The 18,065-nt window shown below is 61.8% G+C and carries 18 protein-coding genes and 2 pseudogenes; 12 read left to right on the forward strand and 8 right to left on the reverse strand.

The window, feature by feature from the left end; all coding sequences use genetic code 11:
- The first annotated feature begins 36 nt into the window (after positions 1–36).
- The 4 genes from AC1RLZ_RS09240 to AC1RLZ_RS09255 all read left to right on the forward strand — a co-directional run bounded on the left by AC1RLZ_RS09240 (position 37) and on the right by AC1RLZ_RS09255 (position 5,988).
- On the forward strand, positions 37–1,695 hold the full coding sequence (locus tag AC1RLZ_RS09240; protein ID WP_493188414.1) for an arylsulfatase: 1,659 nt from the start codon (positions 37–39) through the stop codon (positions 1,693–1,695).
- A 92-nt stretch (positions 1,696–1,787) separates the two neighbouring features.
- Positions 1,788–2,687 carry a formylglycine-generating enzyme family protein gene (locus tag AC1RLZ_RS09245; RefSeq protein WP_493188415.1) on the forward strand — a complete coding sequence of 300 codons (900 nt, stop codon included), beginning with the start codon at positions 1,788–1,790 and terminating at the stop codon, positions 2,685–2,687.
- A 1-nt stretch (position 2,688) separates the two neighbouring features.
- Complete coding sequence (locus AC1RLZ_RS09250) at positions 2,689–4,203, forward strand: SulP family inorganic anion transporter (RefSeq protein ID WP_493188416.1); 1,515 nt, start codon at positions 2,689–2,691, stop codon at positions 4,201–4,203.
- Positions 4,204–4,215: 12 nt separating this feature from the next.
- Entirely contained in the window at positions 4,216–5,988 is a 1,773-nt protein-coding gene (locus AC1RLZ_RS09255) for a chloride channel protein (protein ID WP_493188417.1), read from the forward strand.
- An 18-nt stretch (positions 5,989–6,006) separates the two neighbouring features.
- On the opposite strand, the pseudogene AC1RLZ_RS09260 reads toward AC1RLZ_RS09255, so the two are convergent.
- The 7 genes and pseudogenes from AC1RLZ_RS09260 to AC1RLZ_RS09290 all read right to left on the reverse strand — a co-directional run.
- Positions 6,007–6,087, reverse strand: a pseudogene (locus AC1RLZ_RS09260) (SOS response-associated peptidase); the annotation flags it as partial.
- A 241-nt stretch (positions 6,088–6,328) separates the two neighbouring features.
- Positions 6,329–7,132: an ABC transporter ATP-binding protein gene (locus AC1RLZ_RS09265; RefSeq protein WP_371425131.1), complete on the reverse strand. Its 804-nt coding sequence runs from the start codon at positions 7,130–7,132 to the stop codon at positions 6,329–6,331.
- A 5-nt stretch (positions 7,133–7,137) separates the two neighbouring features.
- A complete protein-coding gene (gene rutD, locus AC1RLZ_RS09270) occupies positions 7,138–7,938 on the reverse strand; it encodes a pyrimidine utilization protein D (RefSeq protein WP_371425130.1) in 801 nt (266 codons plus the stop codon).
- Positions 7,939–7,969: 31 nt separating this feature from the next.
- Positions 7,970–8,761, reverse strand: coding sequence for an ABC transporter permease (locus tag AC1RLZ_RS09275; protein ID WP_371425129.1), 792 nt, complete (start codon positions 8,759–8,761; stop codon positions 7,970–7,972).
- Position 8,762: 1 nt separating this feature from the next.
- Entirely contained in the window at positions 8,763–9,149 is a 387-nt protein-coding gene (rutC, locus tag AC1RLZ_RS09280) for a pyrimidine utilization protein C (protein WP_371425128.1), read from the reverse strand.
- Between the two features lie 7 nt (positions 9,150–9,156).
- Positions 9,157–9,885: a pyrimidine utilization protein B gene (gene rutB / locus AC1RLZ_RS09285; protein WP_493188418.1), complete on the reverse strand. Its 729-nt coding sequence runs from the start codon at positions 9,883–9,885 to the stop codon at positions 9,157–9,159.
- Complete coding sequence (locus AC1RLZ_RS09290; RefSeq protein WP_493188419.1) at positions 9,885–10,898, reverse strand: ABC transporter substrate-binding protein; 1,014 nt, start codon at positions 10,896–10,898, stop codon at positions 9,885–9,887. The genes rutB and AC1RLZ_RS09290 overlap by 1 nt, the downstream gene beginning before the upstream one ends.
- Before the next feature lie 142 nt (positions 10,899–11,040).
- Here AC1RLZ_RS09290 and AC1RLZ_RS09295 point away from each other — a divergent pair.
- The 4 genes and pseudogenes from AC1RLZ_RS09295 to AC1RLZ_RS09310 all read left to right on the forward strand — a co-directional run.
- Positions 11,041–11,169: pseudogene (locus AC1RLZ_RS09295) on the forward strand (LysR family transcriptional regulator); the annotation flags it as partial.
- Between the two features lie 168 nt (positions 11,170–11,337).
- Positions 11,338–11,952 carry a LysR substrate-binding domain-containing protein gene (locus AC1RLZ_RS09300; RefSeq protein ID WP_493188678.1) on the forward strand — a complete coding sequence of 205 codons (615 nt, stop codon included), beginning with the start codon at positions 11,338–11,340 and terminating at the stop codon, positions 11,950–11,952.
- A gap of 80 nt (positions 11,953–12,032) precedes the next feature.
- Positions 12,033–13,325: a glutamate-5-semialdehyde dehydrogenase gene (locus AC1RLZ_RS09305; RefSeq protein WP_493188420.1), complete on the forward strand. Its 1,293-nt coding sequence runs from the start codon at positions 12,033–12,035 to the stop codon at positions 13,323–13,325.
- A 30-nt stretch (positions 13,326–13,355) separates the two neighbouring features.
- Entirely contained in the window at positions 13,356–13,985 is a 630-nt protein-coding gene (locus tag AC1RLZ_RS09310) for a nicotinate-nucleotide adenylyltransferase (RefSeq protein WP_493188421.1), read from the forward strand.
- An 80-nt stretch (positions 13,986–14,065) separates the two neighbouring features.
- Here the strand turns inward: AC1RLZ_RS09310 and AC1RLZ_RS09315 are convergent, their stop codons facing one another.
- Positions 14,066–14,374: a hypothetical protein gene (locus AC1RLZ_RS09315; RefSeq protein ID WP_493188422.1), complete on the reverse strand. Its 309-nt coding sequence runs from the start codon at positions 14,372–14,374 to the stop codon at positions 14,066–14,068.
- Here AC1RLZ_RS09315 and rsfS point away from each other — a divergent pair.
- The 4 genes from rsfS to AC1RLZ_RS09335 all read left to right on the forward strand — a co-directional run bounded on the left by rsfS (position 14,346) and on the right by AC1RLZ_RS09335 (position 18,044).
- The gene (gene rsfS, locus AC1RLZ_RS09320; RefSeq protein WP_371422399.1) at positions 14,346–14,711 is read left to right on the forward strand and encodes a ribosome silencing factor; all 366 of its coding nucleotides are present in this window, start codon (positions 14,346–14,348) and stop codon (positions 14,709–14,711) included. The genes AC1RLZ_RS09315 and rsfS overlap by 29 nt on opposite strands.
- Before the next feature lie 46 nt (positions 14,712–14,757).
- Entirely contained in the window at positions 14,758–15,240 is a 483-nt protein-coding gene (rlmH, locus tag AC1RLZ_RS09325; RefSeq protein ID WP_371422395.1) for a 23S rRNA (pseudouridine(1915)-N(3))-methyltransferase RlmH, read from the forward strand.
- 126 nt (positions 15,241–15,366) lie between these two features.
- On the forward strand, positions 15,367–16,671 hold the full coding sequence (locus tag AC1RLZ_RS09330) for a murein hydrolase activator EnvC family protein (protein ID WP_493188679.1): 1,305 nt from the start codon (positions 15,367–15,369) through the stop codon (positions 16,669–16,671).
- Positions 16,668–18,044: a S41 family peptidase gene (locus AC1RLZ_RS09335; RefSeq protein ID WP_371422394.1), complete on the forward strand. Its 1,377-nt coding sequence runs from the start codon at positions 16,668–16,670 to the stop codon at positions 18,042–18,044. Before AC1RLZ_RS09330 ends, AC1RLZ_RS09335 begins: the two co-directional genes overlap by 4 nt.
- Positions 18,045–18,065 lie beyond the last annotated feature (21 nt).

The following is an 18,065-nucleotide window of genomic DNA, read 5'->3' on the forward strand; positions in this document are numbered from 1 at the left end:
CACACTGAGGGACCAGACACCCAACCCATCGCAAGGATGCGTAGTCGAACGGACGATCGCCGCGGCATTCCACCCAGCTCCCATCAAAGCCCCGCTTGCGCTTGCTCAGTACGTAAGCAGCCCGGTTTTCTCGGCAAACGAATTGCCGCAATTGAAGCGAGTTCGATTTCAAGCCGGCCCTTTTGCGTTAAAAATGCAAGTGCAACGGCGGCTCATCCAACAGGTGATCGCCTCACGTTCGCAGCTTGTGATTGCGCGCCGCAAAGCGCCGCACGCGCACCTGAACCGACGAAGAGACGCGAAACGCGTCACAGCTTGGAGTACAAAATGGCTAAAACACCGAACATCCTCTTCTTCCACGTCGACAACCTCGGCATGGGCGAACTCGGTTGCTACGGCGGCGGTAAACTGCGCGGCGCGGACACCAAGCGCATGGACACGTTCGCCAAGGAAGGCGCAAAGCTGACGCACTACGTTGTCGAGCCGCAGTGCACGCCGACGCGGTCGGCGCTCATGACCGGCCGGTTCCCCATTCGCTCGGGCAACCACACGATTGCGCTCGGAGGCAACGGCGGCGGCCTCGTGCAATGGGAGCGGACGATCGCGTCCATCCTGGCCGAGGCCGGATACACCTCGTCGATCTACGGCAAATGGCATATCGGCGCCGAGGACGGCCGCTTCCCGACCGACCACGGCTTCGATGAGTGGTATGGACCGCTCCGCACCTACGACGAATGCATGTGGCTGGAAGACCCGCACTACGTTCCGGAACGCGACGGCTTTTCGCATATGCATGAAGGAGTGAAGGGCAAGGGTGCATGGCCCGTGCTGGACCAGCAACTCACCATGGAAACTAAGAAAACGTGCGATCTAGAATACCAAAACCGCGCGCTTAAATTCATGGAGAAGGCGGTCAAGGACGATAAGCCATTCTACTGCTACTTCAACCACTCGCTGATGCACTTTCCGATGAGCCCACGCGACGAATTCGTCGGTAAGAGCGACAATGGCGAATGGGGGGACTGCCTGCTGATGCTCGATCATGACTTCGGCGTTCTGCTCGACAAGCTCGACGAGCTTGGCGTGCGCGACAACACGATCGTTGTGATGTGCGGCGACAACGGCGCCGAGGATCATCTCGCCGGCCGCGGCACCGGCGGCTTTTTCGACGGCTCTTACTTCAGTTCGGCCGAAGGTGGCATCCGCACGCCACTGCTGATCCGCTGGCCGGGTCACATCGCAGCAGGTACCGAGAGCAACGAAATGGTGCATGTCACCGACATGTTCACGACGCTGCTGAAGTTCGTCGGCTGCGAACCGCCGAAAGACCGTCTGATCGATGGCGTCGATCAAACGCCGTTCTTCCTGGGCAAGCAGGAGACCTCTAATCGCGAGTCCTGCATCGTCTGGCTCAAGGACGAACTGCATGCGGTGAAGTGGAAGGACTTCAAGATCAACTTCAAGCGTCAGCAGCACTTTCACGACCCCGAGCTGCCGCTCGGCTTCGCCCGCATCACGCATTTGAAGGAAGACCCGAAGGAACGTGAAGCAGTCAACCAGCGCTATGTGCGCTGGTGGGTGATGCAGCATGCGCATCGCATCGTCCGCGCTTTTGATGACAGCGTGAAGAAGGAAGAGTTAATTCCGCCGGGGTCCGATCTCGACTTCGTGCCGAAGCAATACCACACGATCTGAAAAGAGAGACGACCATGACGAACGCCGACATCGCCTGCTGCGCGAAACCTTCATCTGCGCGTGCAGACGGCCGGGTGGCGGCGGTTCGCCCAATGCAAGACCACCGGGACGGCATGGCCTGGATTCCCGGTGGCGTTTTTCTAATGGGATCGGAAGCGTTCTATCGCGAAGAGCGGCCGGTGCATTCCGAAGCCGTCGAAGCGTTCTGGATGGATACCTCGCCCGTTACCAATGCAGCGTTTCTTCGTTTCGTCGATGCGACGGGCTACGTCACGTTTTCCGAACGGCCGCCGTCGCCTGAAATGTATCCCGATGCAGCCGCCGAATGCCTGGTCCCGGGCTCGCTGGTTTTCGTCAAGCCGCAACGCCCGGTGAGCCTGCGCGACAATCGCGTGTGGTGGGAGTATCGGCCTGGCGCGAACTGGCGGCAACCTTCCGGTCCCGGCAGTTCCATTGAGGGCAAAGCCTCGCATCCCGTCGTGCACGTAACCTATGAAGACGCCCGCGCCTACGCGACTTGGGCCAAAAAGGATTTGCCGACCGAAGCCGAGTGGGAATTCGCCGCGCGCGGCGGCCTCGACGGGGCAACCTATCCGTGGGGCAACGAGTCAAATCCCGGCGGAATGTTCATGGCGAACACCTGGCAGGGGCACTTCCCCTATGACGATTCAGCAGAAGACGGCTATGAGGGCACTTCGCCCGTCAGCTCGTTCCCTGCCAATGGATACGGCCTTTACGATGTCGTTGGGAACGTCTGGGAGTGGACCGCTTCTCCCTACGCCGCGAGGCGCGATGCTGAAATATCGTGCTGCCATCGCAACGACCCCGAGCCGCAGGGCGTGCCGCGCGTTGTGAAAGGCGGTTCGCATCTGTGTGCGCCGAATTATTGCCTGCGCTTTCGACCCGCCGCGCGACAGGGCGAAACCGCTGACACGTCCACCTGCCACATCGGATTTCGTTGCGTGGTGCGCGCACCTCGCGATGCAGCCTGACATGACGACCGCAACCCACGCATCCGTCCAAGTAGCACTGGAAGACTCACCCTCGCTGACATCCGTGCTGCGTTCGCCTCAACAGGCGGCACGCGAAACGCTTGCCGGCGTCGTCACCGCTCTGGCGCTAATTCCGGAGGTGATCTCGTTTTCTTTCATTTCGGGCGTCGATCCGAAAGCCGCGCTCATCGCGTCGATCGTGCTGGGCCTTGTGATGTCCGTGATCGGCGGACGGCCGGGCATGGTGACGGCCGCGGCGGGGTCGATTGCGCTCGTCATCGGACCGATGGTGAAACTGCACGGCGTCGGCTACATCCTTCCGACGGTTCTGCTCGCAGGAATGGTCCAAATCGCCTTCGGGGCCTTCGGGCTCGCGCGGCTGACCCGCTTCATTCCACGGTCGGTCATGATCGGCTTCGTCAATGCGCTCGGCATCCTGATTTTTTTCGCGCAGGTACCGCATATCATCAACGTACCATGGATGGTTTATCCACTATTCGCGGCGACGGTCGCGATCGTTCTTCTGTTCCCAAGAATTAACACAAGGATCACCACCACGATTCCCTCCGCGCTGGTGGCGATCGTAGTGGTTACCACCATCGTCATTGTAGGGCATCTTGCGGTGCCGACGGTCGCTGGCCAAGGCGCGATGGCGCCGGGCCTGCCGGGATTGACGCAATTCCTGGTGCCGCTCAATTTTGCAACGCTGGACATCATCTGGCCGACCGCGCTGAGCGTCGCATTCGTCGGTCTGCTCGAAACGTTGCTGACAGCGAAACTCGCCGATGGTCTGACCGATACGCGCTCCGACAAGAGCCGTGAATCCTGGGCGCTTGGCATCGCCAATATCGCAGCGGGATTCTATGGCGGCATCGCCGGTTGCGCGATGATCGGGCAGACCGTCGTCAACGTCAGGATCGGTGGCGGCAGAACGCGGCTGTCTACTGCGGCTGCTGCCGTCGTGCTGCTTTTGCTGGTGACGATTCTAAGCGATCTGATGGCGCAGATTCCGATGGTCGCTCTTGCGGCCGTCATGATGATCGTCGCCGTCAAGACGTTCGACTGGCGCAGCATGAGCCTGCCCACGTTGAAGCGGATGCCGCTCCCGGAGACGATGGTCCTGCTGCTCACGGTGATCATCACCGTCGCGACCGGAAATCTCGCGCTGGGCGTCGCCGGCGGCGTATTGCTTGCGATGGCGTTGTTTGCCCGCCGCATCGCCTACGTCATTCGCATCGAGCGCACACCGAGCAAGGATGGCACCGCGGTTTGTTACGATGTCCGCGGCCCGCTGTTCTTCGGCAGCAGCCACGATCTCGTCGAACAGTTTTCCTATGCGAGCGATCCTGAAACGATCGTCGTCGATCTCACGCATTCCCAAATTTGGGACGCGTCGAGCGTCGCCGCACTGGATGCAATCGAGACGAAATACAGGACGCATGGCCGCGCGATCACGCTGCGCGGGCTCGATGATCGCAGCGAAGCCTTCCACCGCAATCTGACCGGCAAGTTGTAGAGGGGCGACGCGTTGGCTCCCATCTCAGACCTGTCGAATCTGGCCGGACGTATCCGTGGGTTTGTTCGTGGACATGAAATTTTCCTGTTACCGCTCGCGCTGGTGATCGGATGCGCCGGCGGCGTGCTGGTGTCGGCGATGAGCTGGGCCGCGCAGCTCGCCCATGTGGTCATCTACGGCATTCCGATCGATGTGCGGCTAAGCGCGCATTCGGCCGTCAGTCCCGTTGCCGCGATCGCGGCGCCGGTGGCTGGCGGCTTGCTGCTGGCCGCGATGGAATGGTCGCGGCGTCGGTGGAAGCTGTCCAATGCCGCCGATCCTGTGGAGGCCAATGCCCTGCGCGGCGGTCATCTCTCATTGCGCGACAGTTTCGTCGTGAGCTGCCAAACTCTCATATCGAATGGATCTGGCGCGTCTGTCGGCCTTGAGGCCGGCTACACGCAGATCGGCGCAGGCGTCGCATCCTGGATCGGGCGGGCTTTCAAGCTGCGCCGCAACGACATGCGCACAATGGTGGGATGCGGCGCCGCTGCCGCGATTGCAGCGGCGTTCAATGCGCCGTTGACTGGTGTGTTCTATGCGTGCGAGCTTGTCGTAGGGTCCTATTCCGTCAGCAACGCGGCGCCTTTCCTCATTGCCGCCCTTTCGGGGGCACTGGTGTCCGGCCAATTCGGACAGCATCCTTACTCGTTCGATCTCGTCGCGGCCGGCACAGGAGACTTCGGCCAATCGACCGGGCTGGCTGTTCTGGGGTTGATCTGCGGCGTGGCCGGCATCGGCGTGATGTATGCAGCCGCATATGCCGAGCGACTGTTCAACCAGAAATGGATTCCCTTTTGGCTGAAGCCCGCGCTTGGCGGGGTTTGTGTCGGCGCGATGGCGATCTACACACCGCAGGTTCTCGCCGCTGGGCATGGCGCGATGGCGCTCGATCTCGACGCGCGCATGACGATGCTGACGATCGCGACGATTGCCGGCCTAAAGATCCTGGCCTGCGTGATTTCACTCGCGTCCGGCTTTCGCGGTGGCCTGTTCTTCGCTTCGCTTTTTGTCGGCTGTCTGATCGGGAAATTCTACCAACTGGCACTGGCCTCATTCGGGTTCGGCATCAGTCTCGATCCAATCACCAGCGCCTTGACCGGAATGGCGACGCTTGGCGTCGCCATCGTCGGCGGGCCGTTGACGATGGCGTTTCTTGTTTTGGAGATGACACGAAATTTTGAGTTAACGGCTGCGGTGCTGCTGGCCTGTATCGTCAGCAGCGTCCTGGTGCGCAGCACGTTCGGCCATTCATTTTCAACATGGCGGCTGCATCTGCGGGGCGAGACCATCCGCGGTGCGGACGATATCGGCTGGCATCGCGGCCTGACGGTGAAATCTATGATGCGGACCGACGTTCCCACGATGCCGGCTACGGCCACCATCGCGGTGTGCAGACTTGAGTTTCGTTTAGGGTCGCATCAAGCCATCTTTGTCTCGAACGCCTCGGGAAAATACGTCGGAACGGCCATGCTTTCCGACATTTTTGCGGGTGATATCGACGCCGCTGCCGGCCACCAGACCGTCGGCACGCTGATGCATAATTCCGAAACCGTGCTGTTGCCCGATATGAACATCAAGGACGCGCTCCACGCATTTGAACAGGCGGAGGCGGACGTTCTGCCGGTCTTGAAGGCTTATACAAACCGGGAAATCATCGGTTTTCTGAGCGAAAGCTACGCGTATCGCAGATACATTCAGGAATCAGAACTTGCTGCCGGACATCGGACTCCGCGCGCTGTTTAAGCGGCCAACCGCTTCCAAATGTTTACTGTTCAACCGGCGGATGTTGGTGGTGCCGCCGTCGGGCTTCTTCCGCAGCAACTCCTTGAAGTCGACGGGCTTGGACGCGCTGTTTGACCGCAGCCACATCACATTCGATACCGACGTATTCATCCGCATCAGCTGGTTCGTGCCTGTGATCTATTCGAGTCCCTGCAACTTATATTACATCAGCCAGTTATGAGAAAAAATCATATAATTATTTCAATAACATACGAGTTCGTAGTTTTGTTCTGAATGGCGCACCATTTGCGCTTCGGCGCCATACCTCTCAGTCGCAACAGTCAGTCGCAGCCTTGGTGCCTCACGCGGCCGTGGCTGGCATTTCCAGATCGGCCCAGATCGCGGCGAAATAGGCCTGGAAGGCAGCGTCGGTGCGCAGCGCCACAGGATCGCGGCCTGCCTTGGGCAGATCGATGACGTGGAGCGCGCGCACGGTCGCCGGACGGGCGCTGAGCACCAGAACCCGGTCGGCCATGGCGATGGCTTCGCCGATGTCATGGGTCACCAGAATGGCGCTCTTGCCGTTTTCGGCGATGATGCGTGACACGTCGGCCTGCAGCAGCAACCGGGTCTGGAAGTCCAGCGCCGAGAACGGCTCATCCAGCAGGATGACCTGCGGATCGAACGCCAGCGTGCGCATGATTGCCACGCGCTGCCGCATGCCGCCTGACAAGGTTGCGGGCTTGGCGTTCTCGAAACCGGCGAGGCCGTAGGCGCGGATCAGTTTCATGGCGATCTCGCGCGAGGTCTGTCGCGGGGCCCCGCGCACCTCCAGCCCGAGCATCACATTGTCGATGACGGAACGCCACGGCAGCAGCAGGTCCTTCTGAAGCATGTAGCCGACATGTCCTGCGGCATCGTCGACGCGGATGCCTGCGACCTCCACATGGCCGCGCGTCGGCTTCAGCAAGCCGGCAATGACATTGAACAATGTGGACTTGCCGCAGCCGGACGGGCCGACAATGGCGAGCGTTTCGCCCTGCCGGAGTTCGAAGCTGACGTTGCGGATGGCCTCGACAAACTGCTTGCCGCTTCCGAACGATGCGCCGACCTGCTCGGCCTTGAGTACAGCGGACGTGGACGACGACGTTGCGATTTGCGTCATGACGTTCATGCATCCACCTCGCTGCAGAAGCCGAGCAGCATGTTGTTGAAAACATCGGGGGTTACGGCGGTGAAGGCATGGGCGCCCCATTCCACCTCGCGAACACGTGCGCCGGGAATGGCGGCAGCCAGTTGTTGTGTCAGATAGGCCGGCACCAGGCTGTCGTCCCGCGACGAGGCCAGCAGTGTGGGTGTTGCAATGGTCGCGAGAGCGTCGCCGGGGTCGAAGGCGAGAAACATATCGATGCGCGCATTCATCGTGGCCGCCGCCGGGAAGTGCGCGAGGATGCGCTCTTCTTCCGCGTCGAGCTGCGCGGCGTTTTCTGAAATCCATTGCGGCGGATAGAGAAACAGCGGCTGCGCCCGCACATAGGCTTTCGGACCCGACTGATTCAGGATCTGCTTGCGGACCTCGAAGCAGCGCCGCAGGAACGGATCGGCGCGGCCCCAGCCGTTCACCACCACCAGGCTGCGCAGGCGCGCGGGATCGCGCAGCGCAAGCTCAATTCCGACGATGCCGCCGATGGCATGGCCCACCACATGCGCATTGCTGACACCGGCGTGGTCGAGCACATGCACGATGTCATCGGCCATGCCGGCGATCGATCGCGGTGGTGCGTTGCTACTCGCGCTGCGACCGGTACCGACATGGTCGTAGAGAATGACCTGGTGGTGCTGCGCGAGCGCTGCGACCTGCGGCGTCCAGAACGACCCGCTGCCGCCCATGCCCGCCGACATGAGGATCGCCGTTCCGTGTCCATGAGTTTCGTAAAAGATGTCGGCGTCACCGCCGCTTGCATAGGGCATGGCTTGTCTTGCAGGTTCGAGCGATGAAAAGTCAGAAGCGCAGTCGGCGTTCGAGAAGGTCGATCGCGCCGTACATCAGCAGCGCCACAGCCATGAGCGCGGCGATGCCGACCCAGACGGCGTTCAAATCGTAGAGCACGCCGGCGTAGTAGATCATGTAGCCGAGGCCCTCTTTCGAGGCGATGTATTCGCCGACCACCGCACCGATCAGCGCGAAGCCGACATTGAGACGGAAGGCGGACACGATCCACGGCATGGCGCCCGGAATGACGACGGTTCGCCATGTCTTCCAGCGGCTGGCGCCGAGCGAGCGCATCAATTTAATCAGGTCGCTATCGACCTCCTTGGCGCCCTGCTGTGCGGTGATCACGGCGACGATGAAGGTGATGATGGCGGCGATGGCGATCTTCGACGAGATGCCGATTCCGAACCACACGATAATCAAGGGAGCGAGTGCAATCTTCGGCAAGCCGTTGAGCGCGATGAGATAGGGACGCAGCACCGCTGCGCTGGTCGGAAACAGCCAGAGCAACAGGCCAACTGCACTGCCGGCGATGGTGCCGATCAGGAAGCCGGCGATGGCTTCCCAGGCGGTCAGTGCGGCGTCGCGCAGGAGCTCTCCGTTGGCGATCAGAATCGAAGCCTTGGCGAAGATTCCGCTGGGCCGTCCGTAGAGATAGACGGCGATCCATTTGAAGCTGATCGCAATTTCCCAGGCTGCAAGCAGTACGGCCAGCAGTGCCACTTGCAGGAGTGCGATCCGCAGCACCGGCGGCATCAGCCGCCGCTCGACATTGGCCGGGGTGGCTTCGATGGTCGTCACATCAAGCTCGCTTGTGCGCGATCGACGCGATCTCGACGAGGCAATCCGGCTTTACCAATCCGCACTGGATGCAGTAGCGGGCCGGCTTCTCGCCGGGGAAGTATTCGGCATAGACCTTGTTGACGGCGCCGTAATTGGCCCAGTCGGTCACGAAGATGGAGTTGAAGGTGATGTCGGCCATCGTCGCGCCGGCTGCGGTCAGCACGCTCTTGATGGTCTCGAGGATGTGCCGGGTCTGCGCTGCCGCATCGCCGACATGAACGACGTCGTTATTCTTGTCGAAGGCCAGCGTGCCGGACACATAGATCACGCCATCGGCCATCATGCCGGGCGAGTAAGGTGCGAGCGGCGGATGAGTGCCGGGCGGAATGATCGCGCGATCTGTCATGGGATCCTCAGGCTTTGGTGGAGGGTTCAGTCTGCGCAAATGCGCGGCGGAAATCGGCGGTGCTCGACACCCAGCCGAAAAAGGTTTCGATATTGAAGACGGTAGCTTTCTGGACGTAGTCAGGCCCCGCCTGATGCGTGGCGTCTTCGAGCATCACGCCGAAATATTCGAGATGGAAGCCGTCGCGCAGTGTCGACTCAACGCAGACATTGGTGGCGATGCCGCAGAACACCAGATTGCGGATGCCCCGCGCGCGCAGGATGCTGTCGAACTGGCTGTTGAAGAAGCCGCTATAGCGCGGCTTCGGCACAACGATGTCGCCCGGCCGCGGTTTGAGGTCGTCGACCAGCGCATAATCCCAACCACCCTTGGCAAGCAGGCTGCCGTGCAATTCCGGGCGTGCGCGCATGGTCTTGAGTGCGTTCGACTTGTGCCAGTTCGGGGATCCCGGACCGCCGGCTTCGACATAGTCCGCGTCCCAGCCGTTCTGGAAGTAGATCACGGTGACGCCGGCCTCGCGTGCGACGTCCACTGTGTCCTTGATTGCGACAATCGCTGCCTTGGCGCCGGAAATATCGAAGCCGGCCAGATCGAGATAGCCGTTCGGTGATGCGTAGGCGTTCTGCATGTCGACCACGACGACTGCAGTCTCCTCGACCGCGAGCCGCAACGGTTCGGGGCGTGCGGGCAAGGTGACGTAGCGTCGTTCCGGCGGAAAGCTGGTGGAGACCGACATCACGCGAGTCCGAATTCCTTGGTCGCTTTCTCGGCGAAGCGATTGTCGACCATCTGCGTATAGGGCAACGTCGTAGAGACGGCGCCGCCGCCCTGTTCGAGCAACATCGCGCGATCCCATTCCTCGGCGGAAATGGTCGGGTTTTTCGGGATCGCCGTCTTGCTGCCGAAGAAATTCTTCGTCGCATTTGCGACCACCGAGGGCGCGACTTTCGGGAAGTACTTCGCTGCCACCTCGGTGAAGACGGCGTTGTTCTCGTGCATCATCTTCTGCGCTTCGGCGATGGCGTTACAGAAGCCCTGCACCGCCTCCGGATTGGAGGCGATCACGTCTTCGGTGGCCATGGCCGTGGTAAAACACAGCGGCCCAAGCAGATCGGCGAATGACAGCGAGGGCACGAGGCCGAACTGTTCGGCGCCGATGCTGATGTCCCATTCGAATGCGGTGGCGATGTCGGCGCGGCCATCCTTGACGGCTGCGGCCTGGGCTCCGGGGGGCAATTCCAGGAAGGTGACGCCGGCTTCCTTGGGATCGAACTTGCCGACCGTCTTCATCGCATAGGTCGGAACCTGGATCGTCGAGGACGGGAATTTCAGCGTCGCGATGGTCTTGCCGCGCAGATCGTCGATGGTGGTGATCTTGGTGTCCGGGCGGGTCATTCCCCACATCGACACGCCGCCGACGATCTTGGCGATATTCTTGATCTTGCCGCCTTCGCGCGTGGCGTTGACCGACATGCCAGGGCTGGTGACGCCGATCTGGCCGCGGCCGGACAGCAGGATCGGCACCGGCAGGGCGATGCCGCCGGCGGTCGAGAGATCCGTGTCGAGGCCATGTTTGGCGAACAGGCCCTTGTCGGCAGCGACATAGAGCGAGGCATACATGCCAAGCCGGATGGCTTCGGACACCAGCACCTTGCGGCCGGCGGCAAAGGCCGCTCCGCCCAGACCAGCGAACGGGGCGACTGCGGCGCCGATGAGCGAATATTTGAGTAGGTTGCGCCTGTCGATCATGCCTCTGTCCCTCGCCGCCATTGCCGATGTCAGATGATGCGCTGCATAATTTTTAGCCGCAGCGGTATTTCGCATAAAATTCTTGCACCCGTCAATTTCATTAACAAGTCGGGAAAAATAGATATATTTATTTGTAATGCTTATGAATGTGGATCTTCGGCAGCTCCGCGCCTTTGTCGAGGTGGTTCAGGCTGGCAGTTTCAGCCGGGCCGCGCGGAAACTTGGCGTCTCCCAATCTGCCCTCAGCCAGGCTGTTCGCCAGCTTGAGGATGAGTTGCAGGTCCGGCTGCTGGACCGGACAACGCGCAGCGTTCAGCTCAGCAAGGTCGGTGTCGAATTCCTGCCCGGCATCCAGCGCCTGCTGGCGGATCTCGATCACCAGCTTCAGGATTTGCGAGACCTGCGCGAGCATCGCCGCGGCCATGTGACGGTGGCTTGTGTGCCGTCGGTGGCATTGCGCCTGATGCCGGTGGTGCTGGCGAACTTCCAGCGCGAATATCCCATGGTGAGCGTGACGCTCAAGGAGGTGTCACGGCATCAGATCATTGCCGGGCTGCGCAGCGGCGATGCCGAGCTCGGTATCGCCAATGTCCCGGGCGAAGATGCCGATCTCGACGCGACGAAACTCGTGACCGACCGGTTTGCGCTGGTGATGCGACGGGATCACGCGCTGGCGTCACAAGACGCCGTCAACTGGGTAGACGGCGTCGCCGCAGGCATGATCGCGATGGCGACCGGCACCGGCATCCGGCTGGAAATGGAACGCGGCCTGCAGGAACTCGGCCGCAGCAGCCCGCTGCATGAGGCCGAACACCCGGCGACCTTGCTTGCCATGGTCGAGGCCGGTGTCGGCGTGGCGCCGTTGCCGGGTCTGGCGTTGCCCGCGACCGACCATCCTGTGCTGACCTTCCGCAGGCTGCTCGATCCGGTGATCGAGCGCGACCTGTATCTGATCCGGCGTGTCGGGCGTGACCTGTCGCCGGCCGGTCGGGCGCTTTACCGCGGCATCCAGCTCGTGGCGCAATCGATCCGCGAGCGCACCGCCGCCGGGTGATGGCGAACACGCTTTGACCTTGCTCCCCGGAGTCCCTATTTTGGGATGGATAGTCCTATTTTGGTAGTTTGAGCCCCCTTATGACCGCCTCGCTGAAAGCCATCGACGGATCGGCTGATTTGCCCGTCCTGATGAACGACCTCGCCCGGAGCGCCCGTGCGGCTGCGCGTGCGTTGGCGGTGGCCCCGGCGGAGCAGAAGAATCAGGCCCTTGCGGCCATGGAACGCGCGATCCGCGCCGGCGCGCCGGCGATTCTGGCGGCCAATGCCGAGGATGTCGCCGAAGTGCGCGCCAATGGCGCCACATCGGCCTTTATCGACCGGCTGACCCTGACCGAGGCGCGCGTGCATGCGATGGCGGATGGCATCCGTGTCATTCATGACATCGCCGATCCCGTCGGCGCCGTGACCGAAAGCTGGCAGCGGCCGAATGGCATGACCATCGAACGCGTGCGCGTGCCGCTCGGCGTCGTCGCAGTGATTTTCGAGAGCCGTCCGAATGTTGCGGCGGATGCCGGCGTGCTCTGCCTGAAATCCGGCAATGCCGTGATCCTGCGCGGCGGCTCGGACAGTTTCCGGTCGTGCCGAGCGATTCACGAATGTCTGGTGCAGGGCCTGCGTGAAGCCGGTCTGCCGGAAGCCGCGATTACGCTGGTCCCGACGCGCGATCGTGCGGCGGTCGGATTGCTGCTCACCGGCCTCAATGGCGGCGTCGATGTGATCGTGCCGCGCGGCGGCAAGAGCCTGGTCGCGCGCGTCGAGGCCGAAGCGCGCGTGCCGGTGTTCGCCCATCTCGAAGGCGTCAATCACGTCTATGTCGATCGCGCCGCCAGGCTCGATATGGCGAAGTCGATCGTGTTGAATGCGAAGATGCGCCGTCCCGGTGTCTGCGGCGCGACGGAAACGCTGCTGATCGACCGCGCGGTGGCAGGCACGCATCTCAAGCCGCTGGTGGAAATGCTGATCGACGCCGGCTGCGAGGTGCGCGGCGACGCCGCCGTGCAGCAGGCCGATGCGCGCGTCAAGCCTGCAACGGACGAGGATTGGGACACCGAATACGAAGATGCGATCATCTCGGCGAGGGTCGTCGACGGTGTGGACGATGCGCTCGCGCATATTCGCGATCACGGCTCGCACCATACCGATGCGATCGTCACCGAGGACGTCGCCGTGGCCACGAAGTTTCTCAACGAAGTGGATTCGGCGATCGTGCTGCATAACGCGTCGACGCAGTTCGCCGATGGCGGCGAATTCGGCTTCGGCGCGGAAATCGGAATCGCCACCGGCAAATTCCATGCGCGCGGCCCGGTCGGCGCCCAGCAGCTCACCAGTTTCAAGTATCGCATTCACGGCACCGGACAGACCCGGCCGTGATAATGTGCGCGTGGGCGCGTGGAGACTGAATTGGAGTCGCATTCAGTCCCGCCGGCGCAGGGCATACCGCCGCATAGTCCCGGCATGCGGATCGGCCTGCTCGGCGGATCGTTCAATCCGCCGCACGCCGCGCATCGGGCCATCAGCCTGTTCGCGATGAAGCGGCTGCGGCTCGATCGCGTCTGGTGGCTGGTGTCGCCGGGCAATCCGCTCAAGGATCAGCGCAATCTGCACGATCTCGCCGCGCGCGCGGCTGCAGCGCGGGCGATGGCTGATCATCCGCGCATCGATGTCACCTGTCTCGAGAGTGTCATCGGTACGCGCTATACTGTCGACACCATCAGCTACCTCCGACGTCGATGTTCGCAAGCACGATTTGTCTGGATCATGGGTGCCGACAATCTCGCCCAGTTTCACCGTTGGGAGAGCTGGCAGGTAATTGCCGGAGAGGTGCCCTTTGCGGTCATCGACCGGCCGCCGCAGAGCTTCCAGGGACTGGCATCGACCGCCGCCCAGGCCCTCGGCCGTTACCGGATACCGGAGCAGGATGCTGGGTCATTGGCCGACCTGAAGCCCCCCGCATGGGTATTTCTGACCGGTTTGAAGCTAAATCTGTCCTCCACCCGGCTGCGGAACCCGGATGGCAGCTGGAAGACGTAATTCCACAACACTCGCCCGATAAGTGCTATAGGGCGGGCGCTGGAATATTGAATCCGGCATTCCCACATGCATACTTGATTTCACCGGGCGTCGGATTCGGCGTCCCAATACAGTGAAAGGAATGGTCCTCTGGCCACTTCTGTATTGTCCAAGACGGGCGCCAAGAAAACCTCGTCCAAGGTTGTCCCACCCAAGAAGTCCGCTTCGGTAAAGAAGGCTGCCGCGCCCAAAAAGGCTGCCGCAACCAAAACCGCAAAGCCGAAGGGTGCAGCCAAGACACCTGCTGCTGCAAAAGCTGCACCGAAGGCTGTCATTCCGAAGAAGGTTGCTTCGCCCAAGGCGAAGAAATCAACTACGGCGATGCGCGACACCGCGACCGAAACGCTCAATCTCGTTCTCTCCCGCCTTGACGACATGAAGGCCGAGGAAACGGTGACCATCGATCTGCGCGGTAAGTCGGCTTTCTCCGATTACATGGTCGTGACCACCGGCCGGTCGAACCGCCATGTCGGCGCGGTGGCCGAGAATGTCGCCAAGGGTCTCAAGGAAGCCGGTCAGAAAAAGCTGCATGTCGAAGGCCTGTCCAATTGCGATTGGGTGCTGATCGATACCGGCGAAGTCATCCTGCACGTCTTCCGGCCTGAAGTTCGCGAATTCTACAATCTGGAACGTTTGTGGACGCAGAGCCCGTCGGATGAACCGCGGATCGATCTGAAGGCTGTTTGAGCCAGCAGGCATTCGGCAACGGCGCGGCGCGTGCTAGTCTGCGCCGATGCATCTGGTTGTGATCTCCATCGGCAAGCTTAAGCAGGGTCCGGAACGCGAGCTCGCGGAACGGTACCGTGATCGCTTCGACGATATCGGCCGCAAGCTCGGCTTTCGCGGTTTGGCGATTCATGAAATTTCGGAAAGCCGCGCGCGCGATGCGGCGACCCGGATCCATGAGGAAGCAGCGGCGATTTCGGCACTGATTCCGGAAAAGGCTGTGTTAGTCGCGCTCGACGAACGTGGCAGTAGCGTCGATAGCGCCAGTTTCGCCCGCCATATCGGGAAGTGGCGGGACGAATCGGTGCCATATAATGTTTTTGTCATTGGCGGGGCGGACGGACTTTCGCCCGAATTGCGGAGCAAAGCCAAACTCAGCATTGCCTTCGGCTCGGCGACCTGGCCGCATCAAATGGTTCGCGTCATGCTTCTGGAACAGATTTACCGGGCCGCCACTATTCTGGCTGGCCACCCGTATCACCGCGTTTAGCTCGCTATATTGAGCCTATCGCGTTTGAAAGAAGGCGCTGTCGAAACCACGATGCTGTCACCGCGGTCCATTCCCTCTGAACACGCCGCCGTTCGCCGCGGGATGTCGAGCTCATCGTCGTTGTCCATGATGCTGGTATCAGCCGCCCTTGCAGGTTTGATGACGACTTCGGTCGAGGCGCAAACGGCTGCGCCGATCCAGCAGGCCAATGCGCCATCGCCGGATATCATTCGCCAGCGCGAGCAGGAGCTCGAAGCGATCCGCGCGCAGCAGAAGAGCGCCGCGGAGCTGCAGGCAAAACTGAAAGCCGATATTGCGGCGATCGGACAGGACCGCGGCAAGCTCAGTCAGCAGCTCATCGATATTGCCGCCCGCGTCCGCGGTGTCGAAACCCGCATCGACGATGCCGAAGTGCGATTGCGTCCGCTGGATGCGCGCGAGCAGAAGATCCGCGGTACGCTGGAATCGCGCCGTGGCGAAATCGTCGAAGTGCTGTCGGCGTTGCAGCGCGCCGGCCGCCGCGCGCCGCCGGCTTTGCTGGTGCGACCCGAAGATGCGCTGAAGTCGCTGCGCACCGCGATGCTGCTCGGCTCCGTTGTGCCCGAGATGCGCGCGCGCGCCGAGCAACTGGTGGCCGACCTCAGCGAACTCGTGAATTTGCGCAAGGCGATCTCGACCGAGCGCGATCAGCTTGCCGGCGACCGCGACAAGCTGAAGGAAGAACAGACGCGCCTCGCGTCCTTCACTGATGAGCGCCAGAAGCAGCAGTTGGCTGCCGAAAAGGATATGGAAGCGGAGGCGGCGCGTGCGCTGACCCTGTCTCGTCAAGTCGACAGTCTGCAGGGCCTGATAGCGAAGATGGAACAGGACTCCAAGGCAGCGGCAAAGGCAGCAGCCACGGCCAGTCTGCAGGGCACGCCGGCGACGCTCAGCAATGGCAAGCCGGATATCGGCGCCTTCAAAGACCCCGGCCGGCTTAGCCCGGCGATCGCCTTTGCCTCGGCGAAGGGCATGTTCGCACTTCCGGTCAACGGGGTTAAAATTCGTAATTTCGGCGGTTCCGATGGTGTCGGGGGCGTCGAAAAAGGCATCTCACTGGCCGCACGGGCCGGTGCGCAGGTCACAACACCGTGTGACGGCTGGGTTGTTTATTCCGGTCCGTTCCGTAGCTATGGACAACTCTTGATCCTCAACGCTGGGGGCGGGTATCATGTCTTGATCGCCGGGATGGAGCGCATTTCGGTGAACATTGGTCAGTTCGTCCTTACCGGGGAACCGATCGCTGTCATGGGATCAACATCCCGGGTAGCATCCGTCCTTGCGGCCAATGCCAGCCAGCCTGTGCTTTATATCGAGTTCCGTAAGGACGGGACTCCCATTGATCCAGGCCCATGGTGGGCCGCTAACGAAGGCGAAAAGGTTCGCGGATGATGCGCAAGACTTCCATAATTCTGCTGAGTGCTGCCACTGGCGCCGCCTTGACGCTCTTCGTGACCCAACCACGCGCCGTGTTCATGGGCACCAGTGCCCGCGCTGCGACCTCGGATACCTACCGCCAGCTCAACCTGTTCGGCGACGTGTTTGAGCGCGTCCGCAGCGACTATGTCGAGAAGCCCGACGACAGCAAGCTGGTCGAATCGGCGATCTCCGGCATGCTCGCCGGCCTCGATCCGCATTCCAGCTACATGGATGCCAAGAGCTTCCGCGACATGCAGGTGCAGACCCGTGGTGAGTTCGGCGGCCTCGGCATTGAAGTCACCATGGAAGATGGCCTGATCAAGGTGGTGTCGCCGATCGACGATACCCCGGCGTCGAAGGCCGGCATCATGGCCAATGACATTATCACCAGCCTCGACGACGAAGCGGTGCAGGGTCTCACCCTGAACCAGGCCGTCGAGAAGATGCGCGGTCCGGTCAACACCAAGATCAAGCTGAAGATCATCCGCAAGGGTCAGGACAATCCACTCGACGTCACTCTCGTGCGCGACAATATCCGTGTCCGCTCGGTGCGTGCCCGCGTTGAAAGCGATGATATCGCTTACATCCGTATCACCACCTTCAACGAGCAGACGACTGAAGGCCTGAAGCGCGAGATCGCGGCGCAGACTGCGGCCATCGGTGCGGACAAGGTCAAGGGCTACATCATCGACCTCCGCAACAATCCGGGTGGCCTTCTTGAAGAAGCCGTCACCGTTTCCGACGCGTTCCTCGAGCGCGGTGAGATCGTCTCGACCCGCGGTCGCAACGCGGAAGAAACCCAGCGTCGCACCGCACATGCGGGTGATCTGACCAAGGGCAAGCCCGTGGTCGTGCTGATCAATGGCGGTTCGGCTTCGGCATCAGAGATCGTCGCCGGCGCGCTGCAGGACCACAAGCGTGCGACCACCATCGGTACGCGCTCGTTCGGCAAGGGCTCGGTGCAGACCATCATCCCGCTGGGCTCCGGCAATGGCGCGCTGCGTCTGACCACGGCGCGTTACTTCACGCCGTCGGGCAAGTCGATCCAGGCCAAGGGCATCGTCCCGGACATCGAGATCGTGCAGGACGTGCCGGATGAACTGAAGTCGCGCGACATCAAGGGCGAAGCCTCGCTCCGTGGCCATCTCAAGAACGATGGCGACGAGAAGACCGGTTCGCAGTCCTACGTGCCGCCGGATGCCAAGAATGACAAGGCGCTCAAGGCTGCTACCGACCTGCTCCATGGCATCAAGGTGACGTCGAATGCGGTCATCACACCGCCGCCGGCAGCCGCCGCCGCTGCGGACAAGCCGGCAGACGACAAGGCGGCCGCCAAGCCGAACTGATCGACAAGCGCATATCAATTC

The organism is Tardiphaga sp. GW822-FHT04G09, assembly GCF_058800725.1.

What these genes read in the sequence shown, in the direction of transcription:
- rutB (WP_493188418.1), bottom strand. Translation starts at nt 9,885, where the DNA reads ATGTCGGTCTCCACCAGCTTTCCGCCGGAACGACGCTACGTCACCTTG.
- AC1RLZ_RS09335 (WP_371422394.1), top strand. Translation starts at nt 16,668, where the DNA reads ATGATGCGCAAGACTTCCATAATTCTGCTGAGTGCTGCCACTGGCGCC.
- AC1RLZ_RS09240 (WP_493188414.1), top strand. Translation starts at nt 37, where the DNA reads ATGCGTAGTCGAACGGACGATCGCCGCGGCATTCCACCCAGCTCCCAT.
- rutD (WP_371425130.1), bottom strand. Translation starts at nt 7,938, where the DNA reads ATGCCCTATGCAAGCGGCGGTGACGCCGACATCTTTTACGAAACTCAT.
- rlmH (WP_371422395.1), top strand. Translation starts at nt 14,758, where the DNA reads ATGCATCTGGTTGTGATCTCCATCGGCAAGCTTAAGCAGGGTCCGGAA.
- AC1RLZ_RS09245 (WP_493188415.1), top strand. Translation starts at nt 1,788, where the DNA reads ATGCAAGACCACCGGGACGGCATGGCCTGGATTCCCGGTGGCGTTTTT.
- AC1RLZ_RS09250 (WP_493188416.1), top strand. Translation starts at nt 2,689, where the DNA reads ATGACGACCGCAACCCACGCATCCGTCCAAGTAGCACTGGAAGACTCA.
- AC1RLZ_RS09265 (WP_371425131.1), bottom strand. Translation starts at nt 7,132, where the DNA reads ATGACGCAAATCGCAACGTCGTCGTCCACGTCCGCTGTACTCAAGGCC.
- rutC (WP_371425128.1), bottom strand. Translation starts at nt 9,149, where the DNA reads ATGACAGATCGCGCGATCATTCCGCCCGGCACTCATCCGCCGCTCGCA.
- AC1RLZ_RS09305 (WP_493188420.1), top strand. Translation starts at nt 12,033, where the DNA reads ATGACCGCCTCGCTGAAAGCCATCGACGGATCGGCTGATTTGCCCGTC.
- AC1RLZ_RS09290 (WP_493188419.1), bottom strand. Translation starts at nt 10,898, where the DNA reads ATGATCGACAGGCGCAACCTACTCAAATATTCGCTCATCGGCGCCGCA.
- AC1RLZ_RS09330 (WP_493188679.1), top strand. Translation starts at nt 15,367, where the DNA reads ATGATGCTGGTATCAGCCGCCCTTGCAGGTTTGATGACGACTTCGGTC.
- rsfS (WP_371422399.1), top strand. Translation starts at nt 14,346, where the DNA reads ATGCGCGACACCGCGACCGAAACGCTCAATCTCGTTCTCTCCCGCCTT.